The sequence below is a fragment of the Flavobacterium noncentrifugens genome, from assembly GCF_900100375.1.
GTDB classification, from domain to species: Bacteria; Bacteroidota; Bacteroidia; order Flavobacteriales; family Flavobacteriaceae; genus Flavobacterium; species Flavobacterium noncentrifugens.
The window spans coordinates 20,830-42,134 of sequence record NZ_FNEZ01000003.1 but is presented as its reverse complement, the minus strand read 5'-3'; the positions used below and the strand labels follow the sequence as shown (position 1 = coordinate 42,134).

Annotated in this window: 27 protein-coding genes; 14 read left to right on the top strand and 13 right to left on the bottom strand. The window is 41.3% G+C overall.

The features are described 5' to 3' along the window. Positions 1-10: 10 nt before the first annotated feature. Positions 11-985, top strand: coding sequence for a polysaccharide deacetylase family protein (locus BLS32_RS09840; RefSeq protein WP_091396065.1), 975 nt, complete (start codon positions 11-13; stop codon positions 983-985). Positions 986-1,101: 116 nt separating this feature from the next. After that, entirely contained in the window at positions 1,102-1,503 is a 402-nt protein-coding gene (locus tag BLS32_RS09835; RefSeq protein ID WP_091394912.1) for a response regulator, read from the top strand. A gap of 11 nt (positions 1,504-1,514) precedes the next feature. Here BLS32_RS09835 and BLS32_RS09830 read toward each other — a convergent pair whose 3' ends face one another. From BLS32_RS09830 to BLS32_RS09810, 5 genes are all read right to left on the bottom strand, one after another. After that, the gene (locus BLS32_RS09830) at positions 1,515-2,123 is read right to left on the bottom strand and encodes an alpha/beta hydrolase (protein WP_091394909.1); all 609 of its coding nucleotides are present in this window, start codon (positions 2,121-2,123) and stop codon (positions 1,515-1,517) included. A 20-nt stretch (positions 2,124-2,143) separates the two neighbouring features. Continuing rightward, the gene (locus tag BLS32_RS09825; RefSeq protein ID WP_091394906.1) at positions 2,144-2,437 is read right to left on the bottom strand and encodes a GNAT family N-acetyltransferase; all 294 of its coding nucleotides are present in this window, start codon (positions 2,435-2,437) and stop codon (positions 2,144-2,146) included. 2 nt (positions 2,438-2,439) lie between these two features. Next, on the bottom strand, positions 2,440-3,378 hold the full coding sequence (locus tag BLS32_RS09820; protein WP_091394903.1) for a ring-cleaving dioxygenase: 939 nt from the start codon (positions 3,376-3,378) through the stop codon (positions 2,440-2,442). A 124-nt stretch (positions 3,379-3,502) separates the two neighbouring features. Continuing rightward, positions 3,503-4,195 (bottom strand): ZIP family metal transporter, encoded by a 693-nt coding sequence (locus BLS32_RS09815; protein WP_091394900.1) that lies wholly within the window; start codon positions 4,193-4,195, stop codon positions 3,503-3,505. Between the two features lies 1 nt (position 4,196). Then, positions 4,197-4,928 carry a class I SAM-dependent methyltransferase gene (locus BLS32_RS09810; protein WP_091394897.1) on the bottom strand — a complete coding sequence of 244 codons (732 nt, stop codon included), beginning with the start codon at positions 4,926-4,928 and terminating at the stop codon, positions 4,197-4,199. Between the two features lie 58 nt (positions 4,929-4,986). On the opposite strand from BLS32_RS09810, the gene BLS32_RS09805 reads away from it, so the two are divergent. Beyond that, positions 4,987-6,156, top strand: a complete 1,170-nt coding sequence (locus BLS32_RS09805) for a THUMP domain-containing class I SAM-dependent RNA methyltransferase (protein ID WP_091394895.1) — start codon at positions 4,987-4,989, stop codon at positions 6,154-6,156. A gap of 1 nt (position 6,157) precedes the next feature. Beyond that, positions 6,158-6,391: a hypothetical protein gene (locus BLS32_RS09800; protein WP_091394892.1), complete on the top strand. Its 234-nt coding sequence runs from the start codon at positions 6,158-6,160 to the stop codon at positions 6,389-6,391. Positions 6,392-6,397: 6 nt separating this feature from the next. On the opposite strand, the gene BLS32_RS09795 is transcribed toward BLS32_RS09800, so the two are convergent. From BLS32_RS09795 to BLS32_RS09780, 4 genes are all read right to left on the bottom strand, one after another. Then, on the bottom strand, positions 6,398-7,135 hold the full coding sequence (locus tag BLS32_RS09795) for a DUF6048 family protein (protein WP_091396063.1): 738 nt from the start codon (positions 7,133-7,135) through the stop codon (positions 6,398-6,400). After that, positions 7,107-7,661 carry a DUF6452 family protein gene (locus tag BLS32_RS09790; RefSeq protein ID WP_091394889.1) on the bottom strand — a complete coding sequence of 185 codons (555 nt, stop codon included), beginning with the start codon at positions 7,659-7,661 and terminating at the stop codon, positions 7,107-7,109. Before BLS32_RS09790 ends, BLS32_RS09795 begins: the two co-directional genes overlap by 29 nt. An 8-nt stretch (positions 7,662-7,669) precedes the next feature. Beyond that, positions 7,670-9,082 carry a 23S rRNA (uracil(1939)-C(5))-methyltransferase RlmD gene (gene rlmD / locus BLS32_RS09785; RefSeq protein WP_091394887.1) on the bottom strand — a complete coding sequence of 471 codons (1,413 nt, stop codon included), beginning with the start codon at positions 9,080-9,082 and terminating at the stop codon, positions 7,670-7,672. 86 nt (positions 9,083-9,168) lie between these two features. Then, a complete protein-coding gene (locus BLS32_RS09780; RefSeq protein ID WP_091394884.1) occupies positions 9,169-9,858 on the bottom strand; it encodes an outer membrane beta-barrel protein in 690 nt (229 codons plus the stop codon). 74 nt (positions 9,859-9,932) lie between these two features. Between BLS32_RS09780 and BLS32_RS09775 the strand changes: the two genes are divergently transcribed. From BLS32_RS09775 to BLS32_RS09760, 4 genes are all read left to right on the top strand, one after another. Next, positions 9,933-10,721 carry a hypothetical protein gene (locus BLS32_RS09775; protein WP_091394881.1) on the top strand — a complete coding sequence of 263 codons (789 nt, stop codon included), beginning with the start codon at positions 9,933-9,935 and terminating at the stop codon, positions 10,719-10,721. Positions 10,722-10,813: 92 nt separating this feature from the next. After that, a complete protein-coding gene (locus tag BLS32_RS09770; RefSeq protein WP_091394877.1) occupies positions 10,814-11,224 on the top strand; it encodes an OsmC family protein in 411 nt (136 codons plus the stop codon). 188 nt (positions 11,225-11,412) lie between these two features. Continuing rightward, positions 11,413-12,657, top strand: coding sequence for an ornithine--oxo-acid transaminase (gene rocD / locus BLS32_RS09765; protein ID WP_091394875.1), 1,245 nt, complete (start codon positions 11,413-11,415; stop codon positions 12,655-12,657). Positions 12,658-12,744: 87 nt separating this feature from the next. Next, positions 12,745-13,221 (top strand): hypothetical protein, encoded by a 477-nt coding sequence (locus BLS32_RS09760; RefSeq protein ID WP_091394873.1) that lies wholly within the window; start codon positions 12,745-12,747, stop codon positions 13,219-13,221. Between the two features lie 35 nt (positions 13,222-13,256). On the opposite strand, the gene BLS32_RS09755 is transcribed toward BLS32_RS09760, so the two are convergent. Beyond that, complete coding sequence (locus tag BLS32_RS09755; RefSeq protein ID WP_091394870.1) at positions 13,257-13,595, bottom strand: CCC motif membrane protein; 339 nt, start codon at positions 13,593-13,595, stop codon at positions 13,257-13,259. Between the two features lie 9 nt (positions 13,596-13,604). After that, positions 13,605-13,889 carry a DUF2752 domain-containing protein gene (locus tag BLS32_RS09750; protein ID WP_091396060.1) on the bottom strand — a complete coding sequence of 95 codons (285 nt, stop codon included), beginning with the start codon at positions 13,887-13,889 and terminating at the stop codon, positions 13,605-13,607. Between the two features lie 94 nt (positions 13,890-13,983). Here BLS32_RS09750 and BLS32_RS09745 point away from each other — a divergent pair, with 94 nt between their 5' ends. Further along, positions 13,984-14,169, top strand: a complete 186-nt coding sequence (locus tag BLS32_RS09745) for a hypothetical protein (RefSeq protein ID WP_091396057.1) — start codon at positions 13,984-13,986, stop codon at positions 14,167-14,169. Then, on the top strand, positions 14,159-14,710 hold the full coding sequence (locus BLS32_RS09740) for a Smr/MutS family protein (protein ID WP_091396053.1): 552 nt from the start codon (positions 14,159-14,161) through the stop codon (positions 14,708-14,710). Before BLS32_RS09745 ends, BLS32_RS09740 begins: the two co-directional genes overlap by 11 nt. Positions 14,711-14,718: 8 nt before the next feature. On the opposite strand, the gene BLS32_RS09735 is transcribed toward BLS32_RS09740, so the two are convergent. Further along, positions 14,719-15,672, bottom strand: coding sequence for a hypothetical protein (locus tag BLS32_RS09735; protein ID WP_091394867.1), 954 nt, complete (start codon positions 15,670-15,672; stop codon positions 14,719-14,721). A gap of 93 nt (positions 15,673-15,765) precedes the next feature. Here BLS32_RS09735 and BLS32_RS09730 point away from each other — a divergent pair, with 93 nt between their 5' ends. Then, positions 15,766-16,890, top strand: a complete 1,125-nt coding sequence (locus tag BLS32_RS09730; RefSeq protein WP_091394866.1) for a cysteine desulfurase family protein — start codon at positions 15,766-15,768, stop codon at positions 16,888-16,890. Between the two features lie 29 nt (positions 16,891-16,919). Here the strand turns inward: BLS32_RS09730 and BLS32_RS09725 are convergent, their stop codons facing one another. After that, the gene (locus BLS32_RS09725; protein WP_245699393.1) at positions 16,920-18,323 is read right to left on the bottom strand and encodes an alpha-amylase family glycosyl hydrolase; all 1,404 of its coding nucleotides are present in this window, start codon (positions 18,321-18,323) and stop codon (positions 16,920-16,922) included. A gap of 310 nt (positions 18,324-18,633) precedes the next feature. Between BLS32_RS09725 and BLS32_RS09720 the strand changes: the two genes are divergently transcribed. From BLS32_RS09720 to BLS32_RS09710, 3 genes are read left to right on the top strand one after another with little or no spacing between them, the layout of a single operon-like run. Then, positions 18,634-18,975: a PadR family transcriptional regulator gene (locus tag BLS32_RS09720; RefSeq protein WP_307725636.1), complete on the top strand. Its 342-nt coding sequence runs from the start codon at positions 18,634-18,636 to the stop codon at positions 18,973-18,975. Continuing rightward, positions 18,975-20,105 carry a hypothetical protein gene (locus BLS32_RS09715; RefSeq protein ID WP_091394863.1) on the top strand — a complete coding sequence of 377 codons (1,131 nt, stop codon included), beginning with the start codon at positions 18,975-18,977 and terminating at the stop codon, positions 20,103-20,105. Before BLS32_RS09720 ends, BLS32_RS09715 begins: the two co-directional genes overlap by 1 nt. After that, positions 20,102-21,187 (top strand): hypothetical protein, encoded by a 1,086-nt coding sequence (locus BLS32_RS09710; RefSeq protein WP_091394860.1) that lies wholly within the window; start codon positions 20,102-20,104, stop codon positions 21,185-21,187. The genes BLS32_RS09715 and BLS32_RS09710 overlap by 4 nt, the downstream gene beginning before the upstream one ends. Positions 21,188-21,305 lie beyond the last annotated feature (118 nt).

The window sequence follows — 21,305 nt, the reverse complement described above, 5'->3', positions numbered from 1 at the left end:
GAAAAAAACGATGCGACAACTGGTTTTATTGGTATTTTTTCTTTCGACTTTATCGAATGCAAGTGCACTCGAAAAAGGCATCAGCAATTATAAAGTGTATTTTGGGTTTGGCAGTTATGCGAATAAAAAAATTGCGGCCATCCGAAAATACGAACAATCGGGAAAAGTTTTTTATATCGGCGTTGATGTGAATTCATTGGAGACAATTAATATTCCTGTATCCGAAATCAGACTCACAGTTGCAGATTGGCCAAAAATTTTGGTTGTTTATTCCAATTCGCCTTACGTAAAAGCGATACAAACGGCCCAAAAACAGTCGTTTTCGTTGCAGGATGCCGGAATTGTAAATGGTTACCCGAAAGAAAAAGGCATTACCCTTACGATCGATTTATGTCCGTCGCACAAGCCGCTCGACCGTGTGGTTTTTACGTCGCTGATTTCAGAATTTAAAAAGATTGAACAGCCAGTACCGATCGCATTGTCGATCACGGGAAGTTTTATGCTTACCCATCCGGAAGATTTGCAATGGCTTCAGAAGCTGAATGATTCAGGCGAAATCGCAATTACGTGGGTCAATCATACGTACAACCATCATTTCGATCCGAAAATCCCGCTTCGGGAAAACTTTTTATTGGAACCTGGAACCGACCTTAATTTTGAAATCCTCGGAACCGAAATGGCACTGCTTCAAAAAGGATTGCTTTTCTCTGCTTTTTTCCGCTTTCCAGGATTGATTTCAGATCATGATTTGATAGAAAAAGTGACAGGTTTCGGACTGATTCCTATTGGCAGCGACGCCTGGCTCGCTAAAGGCCAGGCCGCACACAACGGAACTATTGTCCTAATCCATGGAAATGGGAATGAGCCTTTAGGAGTTAAGGATTTTATTAAGTTGCTGCAAACAGAAAAAAGCGAAGTGTTAAATAAACAATGGCTTTTGTATGATTTGCGCGAAACGGTTTCGGATGAATTTAGGGACAAATGATATGTTTAAATGCGCCAGATCATTTGAAGCAATCCTGAAGATTATGTAAATGTCATCGAAAATGCTGTAACCCGTATCATTTTAAAGCAGGCTACTTTTACGCAAATGCAACTCAAATGAAAAAATACCTCATTGCCATTGTAGATGACGATCCCGATGACCAGGAGATTTTTAATGCGGCTTTCACCGAAAATTATGACAACATCGAAATTGTATCTTTTTCAGGCGGAACCGAATTCCTGGATTATCTGAATGCCTCAGAAAAGCTTCCGAATATTGTGGTGACCGATATGCGGATGCCACTGCTTTCCGGAAACGATGTCATCGAACAGATGAAAAACAACCCACGAACGAACCACATTCCGGTCGTCATTTTAACCGGGCAGGGCAGTGATCTCGAACGTGACAAAGCCATGGCACTCGGCGCGGTGTATTTCTTCCTGAAACCTGTGAATATTATTGATTACAGCATACTTACCGATCGGATCGTTGAGAAAATGAACCAGAATTTAAGCTAAATTTTTAAAGTTCAATTAAATATAAGATCATTCGCACGTTCTATTTCATCAGCAATAATCGTATGTCCAACGTTGTCATAGATTTTTTCAGTAACGGTTGCGCCTAAGTTTTTCAGGATATTTGTCGTGGCATACACGCGTTCTACCGGAACGTGAAAATCAGGATTGCTGCTGCCAATGAAAATCGGAGTGCCTTCAAAATTCCCGGAATAATTTTCTTCGTAAATGCGGTTTCCGATCAATCCGCCTGTAAAGATGGCTATGCCACCGTATTTCGTTGCATGGCGTGATGTATATTCTGCAACCAGACACGCGCCTTGCGAAAATCCGGCGAAATAAATGTTTTCCTTGGAGATGCCGTCTTTTACAATTTGCGCTACGGTTTTGGAAACCAGTTTCAATGAAGCCGAAAGCCATGGTTCATTTTCTTCGGGTTTTGCCAGAAATGATTGTGGATACCAGCTTCCGTTAAGCGCTTCGGGAGCATAAAGCGCAAAATCCTTCACGTTCAGATGATGTGCCAGCGATAAAATATCCGATGCGTTGCTGCCACGCCCATGCAAAAGGATCAAAGCTTTTGAGGCATTTGATTTTCCTGAATTTATGATTTTTGTTTCCATAATTTATTTGATTTTTGCAATCAGTTTTTCTTCCAGATATCGGTAAATTCGTCCGGATGCCTTTTAAATTGGGCAAATACGTAAGGGCAAAGCGGAATCACTTTGAGTGCATTTGCCCGAACGTAACTCACCATTTCATCGAGCAAAACTTTCGCCAGGCGTTGTCCGGCATACGCTTCATCCACTTCAGTGTGATAAACAGTTAGCTCGTTATTTGAAATGCTGATGACCATTTCCCCAATTTTGAGATCGTTTTCATAAAGGTTGAAACCGCCATGGTTTTTCTCGTTCAGTTCTAATTTTACAGTGGCCATAATTAGTTGATTTGAGGTAAGATTTTTTCGATTTCTGTACGCCTTGATTCGTATTGCGCAGGCAGTTTTAAGCCTTTACCTAAATCTTCTAGTGCTTCGTCAATTGTAAATCCGGGATTGTCGGTAGCGATTTCAAACAACACGCCGCCTGGTTCGCGGAAATACAGCGAATGGAAATACTGCCTGTCGATTTGCGGGGTAATGCTCAATCCGAACGCTTCGATTTTTTCACGGAAGTGCATCAGCATGGCATCATTTTTTACCCTGAAAGCAACGTGGTGTACGGATCCATTTGCAACATGGCCGTGTTTTTCATCTTCGAGTTCAACCAGATCAACAATCGCTGCGCCTTCAACGGCATCGGTGGCATAACGGTAACGGTTGACTTCTTTTTCGATGAGTTTGTATCCGAAAATTTCGGTTAAAACCGCTGCGGTTGGTTTGATATTTTTGAGTGTCAATGTAATGTTGTGAAAACCTTTGGTGGCAACGTCGGCAGTGACTTCATCTGTTTGCCAGGCTTTTCTGTGGTCTTCGGTTTTGGATTCGATAAGCTCCAGTTTGAGTCCGTCCGGATCAAGGAATGTCAGGTATTTTTCCCCGAACTTTTCAGACGGCTTGTTGTAAATGACATTGTATTTTTCAAATCGGTTGACCCAGAAATCCAGGCTTCCTTTTGGTACAGAATACCCGATCTCAGTAGCCATTCCCGAACCTTTCCGGCCTTGCTGGATGCTGTCGCCCCAAGGAAAAAATGTTAGGATTGTTCCGGCGCTTCCGATTTCATCACCAAAATAAAAATGATAGGTTCCGGGATCGTCGAAGTTGACTGTTTTTTTAATAAATCGCAGTCCTAATATTTTTGAATAAAAGTTGAAATTGCGTTGTGCATTTCCGGCAATGGCCGTGATGTGATGAATGCCTAATATTTGATTTTCCATGATTAAAATTGTAATTGGTTTATGGTACAAATTTATGACAGACGGAAAGCATGTGCATTGAACTGGAACAAGAAGTGAAATCTAATCCGTTTTTAGCACGGAATAATTAGGATTTTATTGAAAGTTATACGAAGCAAGCAAGTATGATTCCAAGTATGATCATCGAAACTTTTGCAATGTTGAATTTGTGGCCTTCGCTGGTTTCAAAGATGATCGTCGATGAAATGTGGAATAAAATTCCGATGACTACCGCTGTAATTTCAGTGTAATACATATTCAATGCCGGTAAGTACTGTGCAATCATAGTCCCGATTGGCGTCATAAAAGCAAACGAAACCATAAAGATAAAAATCACGGTTTTGTTGAGTTTGGCATTTACAAAAAATGAAGTCAGGATAATCGCGATCGGCAAATGATGGATCGCAATCCCAATCGCAAGATCGTGGTGGTGGCTCACCGGAAAACCTTCAAGCAACGCGTGGATGCAAAGACTGATGAACAACAACCATGGCATTTGGTGCATTTCTTCATGCCCGTGTACATGCCCGTGTTCTGCGCCTTTAGAGAAAAATTCGAGTATGATCTGGAATAAAATCCCAACCATAATGAAGATGCCAACATTGGCAGTATGCCCGTTTTTTTCGTTGTGATGCGCTGCTTCATAAACTTCCGGAAGCAAATGCATCACGGTTAAAGACAATAAGAACGCACCGCTGAACGCCAGCAATAATTTGAGGTTTTTTTTCTTCTCGGGTTTGATCACCAAAGCAATTCCGTAACCCAAAAGCACCGATAATAAAGGCAACAGGTAATTCATATTATTTGAAAATCATGATCAGGCGTTCGCTTTCCGTTTTGTGGAATTTCTTGAGTTTGTAATCCCCGAAAGTATCCAGCAGGTAAATTCCGGCTTCTTCCATCAATTGCTGAAAATCTTGTAAAGTCAGCGCTTTAACTTTTTCGGTAAAATGAAACTTTTCGCCTTTATCTACAAAATCAATTTCCTTGTAAATATAACCGTCGATGTGGAAACGTTTGATCTGGAAATCGATTCCTTCAACCGTTTTTGTTTCTTCAGGAACCAGGTTTGCAATGACGTGCGGTACATTCATAAAATCAATTACTGCAAATCCGTAATCCGAAAGGCTTTCCTTAATAGCAACGAGCGTCTTTAGATTGTCGCTTTCATTTTCGAAATATCCAAAACTTGTGAAAAGATTAAAAATCGCGTCATATTTTTCATCGAACGGCACACGCATGTCGTGTACCTTGAAATGCAGGTGGTCGTTGGTATTCTTTTTTGCTTCTTCAATGCTGTTTTCAGACAGGTCGACGCCTAAAACATCATAGCCCAACTGGTTCAGGTAAATCGAATGGCGGCCTTTTCCACAGGCAAGATCAAGGACTTTTGCTTTTTCGGGAAGGTTCAGGTAATGTGTCAGGTTGTCCATAAAAAGCTGGGCTTCACGGTAATTCCGATCCTTGTATAAAATGTGGTAATACGGCGTGTCAAACCAAGAGGCAAACCAGTTATTGACTTCTTTTTGCATATTCAGTAATTAGGACTGCAAATTTAGTGTATTTTTGCACGGAATACCTGATTTTACAATGGAAAATAATTTTAGAATGATTGCCAAAACCTTTTTTGGTTTTGAAGAAATATTGGAAAAAGAATTGCTGCAACTTGGTGCTCAGGACGTAACGCCGGGCATCAGAATGGTCAGTTTTATTGGTGATAAAGGATTTATGTACAAAGCAAACATCGCGCTGCGCACCGCTTTGAAGATCCTGAAACCGATCTATCATTTCCGGGTAACCAATGAAGAAAGCCTATATAAAGGGATTTCTGGCATCAATTGGGCGAATTACATGAATTCGAATATGACTTTTGTGATCGATTCGACGGTGCATTCCGATAAATTCAACCATACCGAATTTGTGTCGCAAAAAACCAAAGATGCCATTGTCGACCAGTTTCGTACCAGGACAGGGCAGCGGCCAAGCGTGGATAAAGACCATCCGGATGTACGCATCAACATCCATATTGACAAAGACCAGTGTTCGGTGGCGTTAGATACTTCTGGCGCTTCATTGCACCACAGGGGTTATCGTACGGCGACAAATATCGCTCCGATCAATGAAGTTTTGGGTGCCGGAATGTTGTTGCTTTCAGGCTGGGACGGACAAGGCGATTTCCTGGATCCGATGTGCGGAAGCGGAACCTTATTGGCCGAAGCCGCAATGATCGCCTGCAACATTCCTGCAAACATCAACAGAAAAGAATTCGCATTTGAAAAATGGAGCGACTGGGACAACCAGTTATTTGATGTGGTGACCGATTCGCTTTTGAAGAAAGTCCGCGAATTTCATTACACCATTACCGGATATGACAAAGCGCCTTCGGCCGTTCAAAAAGCGAAAGACAACATCAAAAATGCCAATCTCGACGAATACATCAAAATAGAAGAACGCGATTTTTTTGATACCGAAAAAGAAACCAAAGGCCCGCTGCACATGGCTTTTAATCCGCCTTATGGCGAAAGGATCGACATTCAGATGGAGCGCTTTTATGCCACTATCGGCGACACTTTAAAGAAAAGCTATCCGGGAACAAATGCGTGGTTTATTACCGCAAATCTCGAAGCTTTGAAGTTTGTCGGCTTAAAGCCATCAAGAAAAATTAAATTATTTAACGGAAGTTTAGAAGCGAGGTTGGTCAAATACGAAATGTATGAAGGCAGCAAGCGCGCAAAATTTATGAATCCAATCGAAGATTAAAATGAGTTTAAGAACAAAAGCATTCCTGTTTCAACTGATGTGTTTTGCCGCATTATTCATCTTATTTCGCTTCCTGATTGGGAAATACACGAATTTAACCGGACTCTGGGTTCCGTTTACAGCGTTTGTAGTAGGCACGTTGATTTCGCCGAAATTTCAGGTGATACGTACAAAGGACGGCGATAAAATGTTTATGAAATGGCTATTTCTAAAAGGAATCCGCGAAATCAAATAACTGCGTTTATTTTTTAACTTTGTTGTTGGCTACAGCCGATTTTGTTTTGTACAACGGAATAAAATATGATACCGTATAATTGAACCCAACGCCGAAGTCACCATCGTAAGTGCGATTAAAGCCCGGAATGTAAAGGTTGTCAAATCCAGATGGTTTTTTATTGGCTACCAGTTTATTGATCCTGAAGCTGAATCCAACATAAATGTTATTGAAGACTTTAGCATTAACACCTGCTACGAATTCAACCCATTGCGCAGACAATCCGCTGAATTTTTCAGCACTTTGAATCGCCGGCGGCTCTGCAAAATAAGGATTCGCATTGTAAATCTGATAGCTGTTTAAAGTCTGGCTAAACGTACTTACACCGTAACGCAACCCAACGTAAATTACATTTTCCATATCGAGCCAGTTTTCATACGTATTGTAATTAAAACCGGCTTTAAAATAAGTGCCTTTAGTCGTAAAATCGAGATGATCGTCTTTAACAGTTTTATTTTCATTTCCGATTTCACCTGCGAGGTAATAACTTTTCGTCAAACGGTAATCCCCGACGATTTCCAGTCCTTTATAATCTTTTTCGTAAAAAGATCTTGACAGTTTAAAAAGATCGATGCCCACACGCAGTCCGTACCTGCTGATTTTTGGAGGTGCAACGCTGTCTTTCTTCTGTTCGCCCTGGGCATTCACAAGAAACGCAGCAAGCAGCAGGCAAATGCTAAAAGTAAATTTTAATGTGCGTTTCATCTTCATTATTGATGTTATAAGTTTGAACCGATACCCTTGAAATCCAGTTTCCGGCTACTGCAGGTTGCGTATTGTTTAAGATGTATGCCGATGGAAGCCCAGGAAGGTTGTTCAGCGTAAACAGCATTTTATAACCGCAGGCGCGTGACACATAAAATTGGTTTCGGGTGTAATTAAAAACCAGGCGGTCTGTTCTGTTGGTTATGGTATCGTTGGCATTTAGCGTAAAATCGTAAGCGACCGTATCTTTTGAAAGGTCAAGCGGAATGGCAACTTTACTGTCATTGGTAAGATATTGGGCTTCTCCTGTTGCTGTTGGATTGAAAACAATGCCGTTTTCCATGCCGTCGCCAACAACTTTTAAATTCGTCACCGGTTTCAGCGTTGCTGCCGAGCCTTTGAGGTAAAATTCGATGATCAGCCTTGGTGTAGTGGGCGTCGTATCGGCACAGATATCGTCCTTTTCACAGGCCGAAAATCCGTTTACCAATAAAACCATGGCCAGTATTGCTGCAATTTTTTTCATTTGGCAGATTATCTTTTTTCCAAAAGTACAACATTTTCAACATGGTGCGTTTGCGGAAACATATCCACCGGACGCACGCGTGTTACTTTGTAAACGGCGTCCATCAAAGCCAGGTCGCGCGCCTGTGTAGCCGAATTGCAGCTCACATAAACGATTTTTTCCGGGGCGATGTTCAAGATCTGGTCGATGACATCTTTGTGCATGCCGTCGCGTGGCGGATCTGTAATGATGACATCCGGATGGCCGTGTTGTGCGATGAAATTTTCATTGAAGACGACTTTCATGTCGCCTACGTAAAATTCGCAGTTCGTGATCCCGTTTCTCTCGGCATTGGCTTTTGCATCTAAAATCGCTTCAGGCACCGATTCGACACCGATGACTTTTTTTGCTTGTTTGGATACGAATTGTGCGATCGTTCCCGTTCCGGTATACAAATCGTATACGAGTTCGTTTCCGGTCAATCCGGCAAAGTCACGTGTAATCTTATACAATTCGTAAGCCTGTTCCGAATTGGTCTGGTAAAATGATTTGGCGTTGATGCTAAAATGTAGGCCTTCCATTTCCTCAAGGATGTAATCGCGGCCTTTAAAAAGCTTGACATCTTGATCGTAAATCGTATCGTTCGGCTTGCCATTAATCACATATTGAAGCGACGTAATGTTCGGGAATTTATCCGCAAGGAAATTCAGCAGCAATTCGCGGGCTTCTTTATTGTCTTCGAAAAACTGGATCAAAACCATGGTTTCACCAGTTGAAGCGGTTCTAATCATTAAAGTCCGCAACAAACCTTCGTGATGCCTCGGATTGAAAAAAGTAAGGTTGTTTGCATTTGCAAAATGGCGCACCGCATTTCTGATATCGTTTGACGGATCTTCCTGAAGGTAACATTTATGGATGTCGAGGATTTTGTCCCACATTTTCGGGATGTGGAAACCAAGTGCGTTTTTATTGTCGAGTTCGCCCACGCTGCCAATTTCGGCTTCGGTGAGCCAACGGGCATTCGAGAACGAGAATTCCATTTTATTCCTGTAGAAAAATTGTTTTTCCGAACCTAAAATGGGCTCGAATTCCGGAAGTTCGACTTTCCCGATGCGCTGTAAATGATTTTTGACCTCATTTTGTTTGTAAAACAACTGCTGGCTGTACTTCATGTTCTGCCATTTGCAGCCACCGCAGGTTCCGAAATATTCGCAAACCGCATCAATGCGGTGTTCTGAAAATTCATGGAAATGCGTCGCTTTTCCTTCGTAATATGCTTTGCGCTTTTTAAAAGTCTGCACATCCACGACATCTCCGGGAACGACATTGGGGATAAAAATTACTTTTCCGTCAGGAGCTTTCGCAACTGAAACGCCTTTTGCGCCTGCATCGAGGACTTTTATATATTCAAAACTAAGTTTGTCGGTATTTTTCTTTGCCATGGGGCAAAAATAAGGGATTGGATAGTTTTATGAATTTAAATTGGCAAATATTTTTAAAAATTTTGCGGGAACTTAAATCGTCAGCATTAATTTCGGAAATCGAAAAAATAGGTAAGCGCCAGGGTATAATATGAGTCTCTTCCTTTAATTTCTGAAACGGTAGAATAGATTGATGCCTGTCGGTATGGGTCGGTAAGGCTGGTGTAATACCGCGCCATCAGCATCAGTTTCTTATATTCGGCGCTTAGCCCGACGCTGTAAAATACATTAAAAGAAACCTTGCTGTTTTGGGTATCGAAAGCCAAATCGTCGGGATCGGCGTAAAGCGGATCGAGGTAATAGCCGCTTTTATTTTCGTCAAGCAATTTGTAATTGTGGAAAAAACTCAGTGATGGCCCGGTATTGACCCCGAACTGCAAATCATCGCTGACCACCCAGAAGTTGTAATTCAGCGTAATGGGAATATTAAGGTTTTCGAGCATGAATTTCAGGTCTTCTGGTGGTGCTTCGGGTGTTTCCCTTCCAACAAATTTCATGTAATGGCGGTCATAATTGATGCCGATCATCAGTTCGAAATGGTCGTTGTAAATTTGGGAAGCTACAATTCCGGTTTCAAATCCGGGTTGTGATTTTGAAAACAGTAAATTCGTATCAGTGATGTAATTTGTCGCGCCGAGCGTTACGCCAAAACGAACAACGCTTTTTTGGCTGTTTGCTGCAATAGAATACAAACTAAGGAAAGTAATTAAGAAAAAGCTTGAAATAATTTTTGACATCAGAGTGTTCGTCTTTATGATTTTTTTAACAAATATAAGATGTATTTACTTACTTTTGAAAAAAATATCCCAAGATGAAAAACGCCTGCCTTTTGCTTGTTGTAATGATGTTAAGTGGCTGTAGCATTGAGCGCATCGATTATGTGGCTCCGATGATGGTTACTTATGAACCTGAAAATGTATTGTCATCCTCGGCTTCATTGGGCGGGGAAGTTATTGGCGAAGGTGGGAAAGATGTTATTGAATATGGCGTGGTCTGGAGTACAAATCCACAACCTACGATCAATGACAATAAATCGGCAGCAGGAGCAAGGTTGGGGAAATTTTTTGATACTTACATTGGATTTATACCAGGAACTACTTATTACACGCGTGCCTACGGAATCAGCAGCGCGGGTGCAGGGTATGGAGAAACATACGAATTTACGACCAGTGCTGAAGCGCCATGCAATCCGCCACAGGATAATTATTTACGCATCCAGAATTGGAATGACCAAACGGTAACGAGCGTTGATTTTTCTGAAGATAATTTTTTCGATTCCGATGCGAATGTAAGTTTTCAGTCGCATTCTTATGGATCAAGAACCACGATCAATATCCTGTTCAATGAAATCAACGGCCGGTTTCCGTTATCAGGCGAATATACCGTGACGAATGAAGAATTCAGAATGGAAAACCGTTCGCAGGGAAAAGCAAGACTGATATTTAATGATTATGGCTGGGAGCAGACCAGCGCTTCGGCCGTACCGGGAACAAAATTTTATGTCAAAAACGAAAATGGCAAAATCACATTCATTTTTTGTGACACGCCCATCGGAAGGTTTACGGTTAATGGAAGATTCAGCCGTTCGAACGAACAATAATATAGGTTTAAATTTTCGTTAAAATAAAACCTGTCAAACTTTCTTTGCATTTAATAGGTTAAATTTGAGAGAACATAAAAATACAATCCACCATGAAAAGAAATGCAACTGCAGTCTGGAACGGCTCGATTAAAGAAGGCGCCGGAAAAATCACGACCCAAAGTAAAGTATTGGACAATGCCCAATATTCATTTAAAACCCGTTTTGAAGATGGCGTAGGAACAAATCCAGAAGAGCTTGTTGCAGCAGCACATGCCGGTTGTTTTACGATGCAGCTTTCGGCTTTTATCGGCGAAGCAGGGCATACAATCGAATCGATTGAAACCAAATGTGACATCGATTTTCAAAACGGAAGCATAGTTGGATCTCATTTGACGGTGACTGCAAAAATTCCCGGTCTTGAAAATGAAAGCTTTCAGGAATTGGTTACCAAAGCCGAAAAGAACTGCCCGATTTCAAAGTTGCTCAATACAGCCATTACATCTGAAGCAACATTAGCATAAGCAATAAGATCCTATCAATATTCCCCATTTTGCGTTGTCAATAATGGGGATTTTTATTGTTGATATCTTGAGGCGTTAAACCTTTGAAATTTTGATCATATTAAAGAATAATCCCTATTTTTGAAAAAATATGGATGATTTCTCTCCGCAAGCAGGAATAAAAAATATTTATCTAAAAAATAGTGAGAATGTCAATTTTAGAAAAAATCAGTTCCGAAGAGATTATCGCTTTGGAAAACAAGTTTGGTGCACACAATTACCATCCGCTTCCGGTCGTTTTAAGCAAAGGCGAAGGCGTTTTTGTTTGGGATGTGGAAGGAAAGAAATATTACGATTTCCTGTCGGCTTATTCGGCGGTAAATCAGGGACATTGCCATCCTAAGATCATTGATGCGCTCGTGAGCCAGGCGCAGATATTAACGCTGACTTCGCGTGCTTTTTACAATGACAAATTAGGGCCATACGAAGAATTTTTGACGAATTACTTCGGATTTGACAAAGTTTTGCCAATGAATACCGGAGCAGAAGCCGTTGAAACTGCTTTGAAACTGGCCAGGAAATGGGCTTATGAAGTCAAAGGCATCGCCGAACAACAAGCGCAAATCATTGTTTGTGAAGGGAATTTCCACGGAAGGACGACAACCATCATTTCTTTTTCGAATGATGAAAATGCAAGAAAAAATTTCGGTCCTTACACTGAAGGATTTATTATGATCGAATATGACAATCTCGCGGCGCTTCAAAACGCACTTGAATCCTCAAATAATATAGCTGCTTTTTTGGTTGAACCGATTCAGGGTGAAGCCGGGGTTTATGTGCCTTCAGAAGGTTATCTGGCGCAAGCCAAAGCATTATGCGAAAAGCACAATGTATTGTTCATTGCTGACGAAGTACAAACCGGAATCGCAAGAACCGGAAAACTATTGGCTGTAAACCACGAAAATGTGCAACCAGATATTTTAATCCTTGGAAAGGCAATTTCCGGAGGTGTTTATCCTGTTTCAGCGGTTTTGGCAAATGATTCGATCATGAATGTGATCAAGCCCGGACAACACGGATCAACCTTTGGAGGAAACCCGTTGGCAGCAGCAGTTGCAGTTGCGGCACTTCAGGTCGTGAAAGACGAAAAATTGTCGGAAAATGCCGCTTATTTGGGTAGTATTTTCAGAAAAAAAATTGGAGAATACATCCAGCATTCAACCATCGCGACACTTGTGAGGGGAAAAGGGCTGCTGAATGCGATTGTAATCAATGATACTGAAGACAGTTCGACAGCCTGGGATATTTGTATGGCACTTCGCGACAACGGATTGCTCGCAAAGCCAACCCACGGAAATATCATCAGGTTTGCACCGCCATTGGTGATGAATGAAGAACAGCTTTTGGCTTGTGTTTCGATCATCATCAAGACGTTGAAGCAATTTGAAAAATAAGTTAAGAGGTTCCGGAAACGGAGCCTTTTTTTTTGATCCAATCGAATTGGAATTTATATATTTGGGTTCAACCTAAAAACTACAATTATGGAAGACCAGTTTTCTCATCAGGATTCAGCCATGCGGCTCAACGAAATTGCTATTGATTATTTGCGCCAGAGTGCGAAATGGTCGTTTTTTTTATCAATCCTCGGATTCATAGGAATTGGGCTAATGCTGCTCGCAGCCGTCTTTATATCATCCATTATGGGAATGGCAAATCCCAATTCCGGATTGGGAAATTCTGAACTGTCGATGTTTAGTGCCATGCCGGGAATTCTTTCGGGAGTTTACATATTACTGGCGGTTTTATATGCATTTCCGGTATATTATCTTTACAAATATTCGACTGGAATCAAAACAGCGCTTTTGGTCAGGGATGAAAATTTGCTTACGGCATCTTTAGGCTATTTGAAATCGCACCACAAGTTCATCGGGATCATGGCGATTGTACTGATGGTGGTTTATTTGCTGATTTTGGTTGGCGTTGTCGTTGCCGCGGTCGCATTTGGCGGAAGCCATTAAAAATAAAAAATCCGCCTAAAAAGCGGATTTTTTATTTAATTATTTTCCTGTTCGTATTTAATTTTCTCCATCAGGTTTTCCTGCATGTCCTTGATTCCTTCTGTTCCTAAAGTGGCAAACAGAAAAATATTGATCAGAATGTAAACACCACTTAGCACGATCCCGATAATGGCGCAAATGCGGCCGATGTTAAGATTGTTGTAATCCGTATATCTTTCAGGCTCCTGTTTGTAAAGTGCCATGTCTTTCTTGTAAAGCACCAGGGCTACAATTCCAAAAATGAGCCCGACTACGCCGTAGCAGCAGCAGGTTACGATTGATAAAATCCCAAGGATAAGGACTGCACTGGCATTGGGTAATTTTTGTTTTTCCATTAGTATAGTTTAAAAGTTGGTTAATTTATAAATATATGAAACCATCATGACAATGCCGTTGGTGATGGCAAGGAAAATAACGATTTTACTATAGTTCCTGGTTTTGTCAAACAGATGAAAGCCCAGAAAAACCGCAAAAAGGATCGAAGTATAAATTGCCGGATACAGGTGATAGGCAGCAGAAAATTCCCCTTTTGCAATCAAAAGCAAACTTCGCTGCATGCCGCAGCCGGGACAATCGAGTCCGAAGATTTTTTTACTGAGGCACGGAACCATGTATTTTTCTATTTCCAAAATCAAGGTTTATTTCCATACAATTTTACGAAAAAATACCAATCATTTTGCTGCCGGGCTTTATTATTTTAAGTTTGCTGCAGATAAAATAATTATGCGAAAAATAATATTGCCCATCATGTTTCTAGCGGCCGGAATGGCTTTTTACGAGCAAAGCAAACCACAGCCAGATATTTACATTACCGTCGCGGGAATTCTCTTATTCCTGTTGGGCGTGATGTGGTACAGTTCGAAAACTCCAAGTAAAAACCAGGATCATGACGAAGATAATGTTCAGTAAAGGTGACCGCGTTTCTGCGCTTGATGAAGCCGTAAACGGAATCGTACTCGAAGTAAAAAACAATGAAATTATTATCGAATCGGACGAAGGTTTCGTGATGACTTATTTAGTCAATGAATTGATTAAAATAAACAATTCCAGTGATTTAGATAATTTTAGGGGAAGTCATAATTTAAACGAAATCAAACAGCAAAAAGAGATTCCGAAACCTAGAAGTTTTGTAAAAGAAAAGCGTTCGAAGAATGAAATTCCAGTTCCTGAATTCGATTTGCACATTGAAAAACTCGTTAAAAATTTCAGGGGAATGAGCAATTATGACATTCTGACCTTACAATCTGAAACTGCAAAAAGGCATGTTGAATTTGCGATCAAAAACCGTATTCCGAAGATTGTTTTTATTCATGGCGTAGGAGAAGGCGTGCTCAAATCAGAACTCGATTTCATGCTTGGAAGATTCGATCAAATCGCTTTTCAGGATGCCAATTATCAAAAATACGGACTTGGCGCTACAGAAGTTTACATTCGGCAATCGCAAAAATAAGCAATTGCTTATCTTACAAACGTTCCATATAAAATGTCATTGCCGTAATAAAAAGTATTTTCGCCTCGTTTAAAAGTGGCGTTTTTAAGCCTTACGGTATGTCTGAATATTCCAACTCCCGCAGAAGTAGAGGTGACTTCAATCGTGCCGCTTACAGCGGTCCATTCTTCGGTAACCGCAGGCGTATCTGACCCGGAACAGAAATAACTCTCATAAGCATCTTCAGTCAAAGGCGTTGCAAACAATTTATAAGTCAGCTTATTCGTTGTAGCCCCGATCGTTCCTGTTTTTGGAACATCAAGGTTTGCGCTGTCTGTAGTCAATAACGCGGGATCTAATCCTGTTACCTGCAATCCTGCGTTTCCGGAATCGGTTACATTGTAAAGTGTGGTGTTTGATGGGCAGATCTGAAGCAGGTTTGTATTGAAACTCAGGCCTAATGTGTTTGGCAATGTTGAATAATCGCCGAATACAAAATCCTGTACTTGCTGGCCTTCCGGCTTATTCCAGGTGATGTTTTTAAGCTGGATATAATGGTTGTAGCGCGCTACTTGATAAGCGCCGGTTGTGGCATCGGGTTCTGTATAAATGATCGAGGTCGTAATGACTATTGTTCCGGATGTGGCAATCCATTCGCTGTCAATTGTTGGGGTTGCTGGCTGTAAATCACCGCAAACACTGGCGCTGGTCACTGTTCCGTTGTAAAAACGGTAACGAACCATATCGCCTGAAGTAATTGCAATTGTTTTTTCTCCAGGTTCGTTCACGAAATTGGCATCATATACGGTTGGACTGAGGATGATTTGGATCACCTCAGTGTCTTTTATTTTATAAATAATCCCTTTATCTCCGCATTTTGCAGCTGAAACGTTGTCGAAATTGATGTTTTCAACCAGCACATCGCCGTCATCACAGCCATTCAATAAAAAAACCAAGATAAATATCCCAAACAACTTTTTCATGATCACAAAATTTGTAACAAAAATAGGATTTTAATTGAGAACGGGCAATCAATTTGTATCCGATTAACATACGAAATTCATAACTTTGCGGCGATGAAAAAAGTATATCTCGATAATGCGGCTACAACGGCAATACGTCCGGAGGTTGTACAGGAAATGGTGAAAGTGATGTCGGAGGATTTCGGAAACCCGTCATCAACACATAGTTTTGGAAGGCATTCCAAAAGCATCCTCGAACTTGCAAGAAAAACCATTGCGAAAAACCTGAATGCAAAAGCCCAGGAAATCATATTCACTTCGGGTGGAACAGAAGCGAACAACTGGGTTTTGCAAAACGCGATCAAAGATTTAAAAATTGAAAGGATCATTTCAAGTAGGATTGAGCATCACGCTGTTTTACATGTAGTTGAATATTTAGAAAAAAATAACAATATTCGTGTTGATTTTGTAAATATTAAGCCGGATGGAAATATTGATGTCAATCATTTGGTCGAATTGCTATCCGATAATATTCCGACACTAGTATCTTTAATACATGTAAACAACGAAACTGGAAATGTTTTAGACCTTAATCTGATTGGGCGCATTTGCAAACAGCATCATGCTTTTTTCCATTCCGATACCGTTCAGTCCATCGGAAAAATACCTTTTGACTTGCAGGAATTGCCGATAGATTTCATTAATGCCAGCGCACATAAATTTCACGGACCCAAAGGAATAGGTTTTTTATTCGTAAGGAAAGGTTTAATGATTAATCCGATGCTGTTTGGAGGCGAGCAGGAGAAAGGTTTGCGTGCCGGAACCGAATCCATCCACAACATTTCAGGCATGGCAAAAGCATTGGAACTGTCCTGTCAAAACCTTGAAAGTGAAAAAGCATATATCCTTTCATTAAAGAGTTACCTGTTTGTCCAACTTGAAGCAAATTTTCCAGGCTTTAAGATCAATGGTGTAAAGGACGGATTTTACAACATTGCAAATATTCTGTTGCCGTTTGATGAAGCAAAAACTTCGATGATCCTATTTCACCTTGACATGAAGGGAATCGCAGTATCTCGCGGCAGCGCCTGCCAATCGGGAAGCATTAAACCATCGCATGTGCTTGCAGAAATTTTAGATGAATCGGATATCAAAAAACCATCGTTGCGGATCTCTTTCAGCCATTACAACACTACAGCCGATATCGATTATTTGATTGAAGCGCTAAAAACGATATAAAAAAATCCGCTGTTCAAGCGGATTTTCATTTATTTCTGTTTTACTAAAACCAGGTATTTCCAAGGTTCCAAGCTCAAAACATCGTCGCCTTTTAATTCATATTCTTTACCGGTAAACAATTCTTGATACTTGCCTTTCTGGTATTTTGAATCCAGTTTGACAGTGACAGGTTTCGCACTGTAATTGATTACTGGAATCACTTGATCGCCTTCCATACTGCGCGAAAATGAAAGTACCTGTTCAGGTTTGTCATTAAAAATCCGGATCATCACGCCACCTTGATTTCCATTCCACAACGCGTGATTGTTGTGCTTGAGCTCAAATAATTTCTTGAATAAACTTTCATAGGGCATTTTACTCCAGTCGATCAGGTCTTTGTCGAAGAATTTAAGGGAATGGTCGAGCCCGGCTTCCTGCCCGCCATAAACCAAAGGCATTCCGTTAATCGTTCCGCACAATACCATTGACGCTTCAAGGCCGTCGCCAAAATTTGCAATTTGGTTGCCGTTCCATGAATTCATATCGTGATTGTCTGTGAAAGTCATCCGGTAACCGTTGCGCGGAAAAGTACTTACGTCATGTGCCATATATTCCACTAGTCCGGCGATGCTTTTCTTGTCGCGGGTTACGGCAGCCATATTGTTCCAGAGCGTCCAGGAATAGGTCATGTCAAAAGCTTTTTGGTGCAAATCGCGCGATTCCCATTCGGCCAGCATGAAAACCGGTTTTACGGCATCCATTTCGGCGCGGGCATTGTCCCAGAAATCCGTTGGTAAAAATCCCGCAGTATCGCAACGGTAGCCGTCGATGTTGAAATCTTTTACCCAATACACGAGTGCTTGCGTCATGTATTTTCGAAGTTCGGGTTTTTCATAATCGAAGTCGATGACGTCGTCCCAGTCATACCACGGCGTAGGCTGGAAATTTCCTTCAGGCGTTTTCGAATACCAATCCGGGTGTTCTTTAGCAAGTGGATTGTCCCAGGCAGAATGGTTTGCGACCCAGTCAATAATGACGTGCATGCCCATCGAATGGATCTTGTCGACCAAATGTTTAAAATCTTCTTTGGTTCCGAATTCCGGATTCACGCCATAATAATCCTTGACCGAATATTCGCTGCCAAGCGTGCCTTTTCTTTTTTCGACTCCAATCGGATGGATCGGCATGAGCCAGATGATGTCGATTCCCATGGCTTTGATGCGTGGAAGGTGCGCTTCGAAAGCTTTGAATGTACCTTCAGGCGTGAATTGCCGTACGTTGACTTCATAGATTGTGGCGTTTTTGCTCCAGTCGGGATGCTTGAGCTCGACATATTCTTTGGGTTGGTAACGCGCGTCGCCGGTAATGGTAACTGTGGTTTTTGTTTCGTTTTTGGTGCACGAAATCAGGGTTAGGAACGATGCAGCGAGAACCATTTTATGGGATAAAGTCATAGCATTGATTTTTAGGATTTTAAAGATAAGGATTTTTTCAATCGGGATTGTATCGCAGTTTTGAAAAAAATCATCCTTTTTATTGAAGGCGCGACGGGGATGGAAGCGGCATCCTTTATTGCCGCTGAGAGGTACGAGCGGCTGCCATAAAGATAAAGCGGATAGCCCGGCCGTTCGCTATAATATTTAAGATTTACGACGACGCTGCCATAGATCAAATATTGTAAATAGTAAATAAAATTGATACAAAGCTCATTAATGCATAATATTCTTATGTATATTTGCGTTATTCATTTCAAATAAGCGAATTATGATTTATTCATCTGAACTCATAAAAGGAACTTTAAAAACCATTGTGCTCAAACAGCTCGAAAACAACAAGCGCATGTATGGCTACGAAATCACGCAGCGCGTTAAAGTGCTGACATCTGACCGAATACAGATTACCGAAGGTGCGTTGTATCCTACTTTGCACGCGCTTGAAGCCGAAGGTTTGGTGACAACAGAAACCGAATACATTGGCAAACGCATCCGGAAATATTACACGCTGAGCCCGGATGGGAAAACGCGAATTGACGAAAAGATCAGCGAGCTCGCCGACTTTATGAACACGATGAAATTTTTACTCGACATTAAACCACAGCCGTTATAATGTATTGCTTAAATGACAAACAAATAGATTTTATTCTTGGTGACATTAGTGCACGTGGCATCGGGATGGTTAGCCTGCAGCAGAACCTGTTGGATCATATTTGTTGCATCATTGAACAGGATCTCGACGAAGATGGCGACTTCGAGCACTTTTACCAGCAAACTGTTTCGCGGTTTTACAAAAGCGAACTCAGGGAAATAGAAGTGGAGGCCATCAATTTATTAACCCATAAAAACTATTATGCAATGAAAAAAGTCATGCTTGGAAGTGGCGCTGTGTCGTCTTTTCTACTTACCGTTGGATTGATATTGAAATTTGGACATTGGCCCGGAGCGGCAGTTTGCCTGGTATTGGGGATTTTTATTTTGAGCTTTGTGTTTCTTCCACTGGTGTTTACCTTGAAGATCAAGGAGCAGAAAAGCAATCGGGAGAAAGCCGTTGTTGCCATTGGCGCCTTGGCTGCAAGCCTGATTTGCCTTTGGATTTTATTTAAGATCATGCACTGGCCGTTTGCCAATGTGATGAGCCTGATTGCCATTGGGATCATGATTTTTGTGTTTTTGCCGGTGTATCTATTTACGGGCATCCGAAATCCTGAAACGAAGACCAACACGATCGTTTCTTCGATTTTGATCATTGCGGGTTGTGGATTGGTGCTGACTTTGGTGCGCTCTCCGGCAGGTACGCGGGAACAATATGCGATGAACAGCGGGAACTTTTTCAGGAATGAAATGATCTTGAAATCGGAGCGAAATCAGGGCAGTCCGCTTCAAAATGCGACGGAGAAAAATATTTTCAGCCTTTGCGAATCTATTAAAAGATTTTTGGTTTTTAAAGAAACCGGAAGCAATGAAATAAGTGCTGATTTTGAAAGTAAAGGCCAGCTTTTGGGCGATTCCTCTGCAGCAATGCATTTTAGTTCTTCTACTGAAATGGAAAAGGAAATAGCGGAATTGTGTGACAATATCGAAGTGTATAATAAAGGTATAAAATCCGGGCAGCAGCCAATTTCACTTGCAAGAACAATTCTTAAAGCCCCTGAAAAAAAGGTGACAGATGCACTCAATGATTTTGTGCAGATCCAGATGATCGTGCTTCAGAACCAGCAGAAGCCAATTGCGTCACGATGAATGTTGGATTTTTCCGCAAAATAGCGGTTTGTGCCATTGCCGGACTTAACGGCTTATTTGGAATCCATGAAACTTTCAGGCTGCTGTTGAAAGCGTATGATTCGGTGGTTTCTGAAGTAAGTTTTTCGGTGTTGTTTGCGGCGCTTATTTTTATTCCGGTTTGGCAGATTGCAGAAAAAAAAGGCAAATGGAATACTTTGAAAATCCTCGATTTCTGGAAAGCAAGTTTGTGTTATTTTGTTGCAATCGACTTGTGCATGTTTGCCAGCCGAAAGATTTTTCACCTTCAATTTTACGCACCTGAAGGCTTGACAGATAAAGTGGCAAGCAGCCTGAGCGGCGAACAGCTCACGATTGTGTATTTTTCGCATTCGTATGCATTCGGGTTGATCATTGCTGTGATGCAAATCTGCGGAAGCCTGTTATTGCTTTTCAGGAGAACCAGGTTGCTGGGCGCTTTTGTGTTGTTTCCGGTTGTGGCCAATATTATCCTGATCGATATTTTTTATGATGTTGAAACCGGTGCGCTGATTCAGGCGATTGTTATCGGCCTGGCTTTGCTTTATTTGTTTTTCATGGAGTGGAAAAACATTTTCGAGTTCTTTTTCAGCAGGAATCGGCAGGCAAAGGTTTCGGGTTTTGTACGATTTGGATTGGCATTGTTGCGATTTTCGACTGTAGCCATTCCGATGGTGATCTGTTTTATTTTGTATGATTATCCAAACCGCCACCCTGAAATCTCGGGAAGGTATGAAGTATCAAAATTAAACATCAACCATCGTGAGATCGACCTGAAATCCTGTAGCGACAGCATGCTGACCAAAGTGTATTTTGATGACAACCACGATGTGGTTTTTGAGCGCAACAGTTTGAAAAGATGGCGTGTAGGGCATTTCAGTTACAACAAACAAAACCGATCGATGAAAGTCATCTGGCGTTATCCGAAAGGTTTTCACGACACGCTGTGGGCAACACTTTCGGCTAAAGACAAACAACGAAACTTGACGCTTTCGGGTATTATGGGACGCGATACTTTGGTTGCTGTATTGGTTCAAAAACAGGCGGAAGCAAAATCTGAATAATTCAAATCCGATTGTATAGGAACATATTTTTAGGAGCGGCACATTGGCTACAGCCAAATATTGCAATTTTTAATGAAAGTGGTATAATCTTAAAAATCAGATTATTGTTGAGATTTGT

Excerpts from the sequence above, each read along its gene's own strand:
- BLS32_RS09800 (WP_091394892.1), top strand. The coding sequence starts at position 6,158 with ATGAGTTTAAGAACAAAAGCATTCCTGTTTCAACTGATGTGTTTTGCC.
- BLS32_RS09795 (WP_091396063.1), bottom strand. The coding sequence starts at position 7,135 with ATGAAACGCACATTAAAATTTACTTTTAGCATTTGCCTGCTGCTTGCT.
- BLS32_RS09835 (WP_091394912.1), top strand. The coding sequence starts at position 1,102 with ATGAAAAAATACCTCATTGCCATTGTAGATGACGATCCCGATGACCAG.
- BLS32_RS09820 (WP_091394903.1), bottom strand. The coding sequence starts at position 3,378 with ATGGAAAATCAAATATTAGGCATTCATCACATCACGGCCATTGCCGGA.
- BLS32_RS09755 (WP_091394870.1), bottom strand. The coding sequence starts at position 13,595 with ATGGAAAAACAAAAATTACCCAATGCCAGTGCAGTCCTTATCCTTGGG.
- BLS32_RS09760 (WP_091394873.1), top strand. The coding sequence starts at position 12,745 with ATGGAAGACCAGTTTTCTCATCAGGATTCAGCCATGCGGCTCAACGAA.
- BLS32_RS09815 (WP_091394900.1), bottom strand. The coding sequence starts at position 4,195 with ATGAATTACCTGTTGCCTTTATTATCGGTGCTTTTGGGTTACGGAATT.
- BLS32_RS09770 (WP_091394877.1), top strand. The coding sequence starts at position 10,814 with ATGAAAAGAAATGCAACTGCAGTCTGGAACGGCTCGATTAAAGAAGGC.
- BLS32_RS09805 (WP_091394895.1), top strand. The coding sequence starts at position 4,987 with ATGGAAAATAATTTTAGAATGATTGCCAAAACCTTTTTTGGTTTTGAA.
- BLS32_RS09780 (WP_091394884.1), bottom strand. The coding sequence starts at position 9,858 with ATGTCAAAAATTATTTCAAGCTTTTTCTTAATTACTTTCCTTAGTTTG.
- BLS32_RS09830 (WP_091394909.1), bottom strand. The coding sequence starts at position 2,123 with ATGGAAACAAAAATCATAAATTCAGGAAAATCAAATGCCTCAAAAGCT.
- BLS32_RS09825 (WP_091394906.1), bottom strand. The coding sequence starts at position 2,437 with ATGGCCACTGTAAAATTAGAACTGAACGAGAAAAACCATGGCGGTTTC.
- BLS32_RS09790 (WP_091394889.1), bottom strand. The coding sequence starts at position 7,661 with ATGAAAAAAATTGCAGCAATACTGGCCATGGTTTTATTGGTAAACGGA.
- BLS32_RS09775 (WP_091394881.1), top strand. The coding sequence starts at position 9,933 with ATGAAAAACGCCTGCCTTTTGCTTGTTGTAATGATGTTAAGTGGCTGT.
- BLS32_RS09710 (WP_091394860.1), top strand. The coding sequence starts at position 20,102 with ATGAATGTTGGATTTTTCCGCAAAATAGCGGTTTGTGCCATTGCCGGA.
- BLS32_RS09840 (WP_091396065.1), top strand. The coding sequence starts at position 11 with ATGCGACAACTGGTTTTATTGGTATTTTTTCTTTCGACTTTATCGAAT.
- BLS32_RS09740 (WP_091396053.1), top strand. The coding sequence starts at position 14,159 with ATGTTCAGTAAAGGTGACCGCGTTTCTGCGCTTGATGAAGCCGTAAAC.
- BLS32_RS09745 (WP_091396057.1), top strand. The coding sequence starts at position 13,984 with ATGCGAAAAATAATATTGCCCATCATGTTTCTAGCGGCCGGAATGGCT.
- BLS32_RS09735 (WP_091394867.1), bottom strand. The coding sequence starts at position 15,672 with ATGAAAAAGTTGTTTGGGATATTTATCTTGGTTTTTTTATTGAATGGC.
- rlmD (WP_091394887.1), bottom strand. The coding sequence starts at position 9,082 with ATGGCAAAGAAAAATACCGACAAACTTAGTTTTGAATATATAAAAGTC.
- rocD (WP_091394875.1), top strand. The coding sequence starts at position 11,413 with ATGTCAATTTTAGAAAAAATCAGTTCCGAAGAGATTATCGCTTTGGAA.
- BLS32_RS09730 (WP_091394866.1), top strand. The coding sequence starts at position 15,766 with ATGAAAAAAGTATATCTCGATAATGCGGCTACAACGGCAATACGTCCG.
- BLS32_RS09720 (WP_307725636.1), top strand. The coding sequence starts at position 18,634 with ATGATTTATTCATCTGAACTCATAAAAGGAACTTTAAAAACCATTGTG.
- BLS32_RS09725 (WP_245699393.1), bottom strand. The coding sequence starts at position 18,323 with ATGACTTTATCCCATAAAATGGTTCTCGCTGCATCGTTCCTAACCCTG.
- BLS32_RS09715 (WP_091394863.1), top strand. The coding sequence starts at position 18,975 with ATGTATTGCTTAAATGACAAACAAATAGATTTTATTCTTGGTGACATT.
- BLS32_RS09810 (WP_091394897.1), bottom strand. The coding sequence starts at position 4,928 with ATGCAAAAAGAAGTCAATAACTGGTTTGCCTCTTGGTTTGACACGCCG.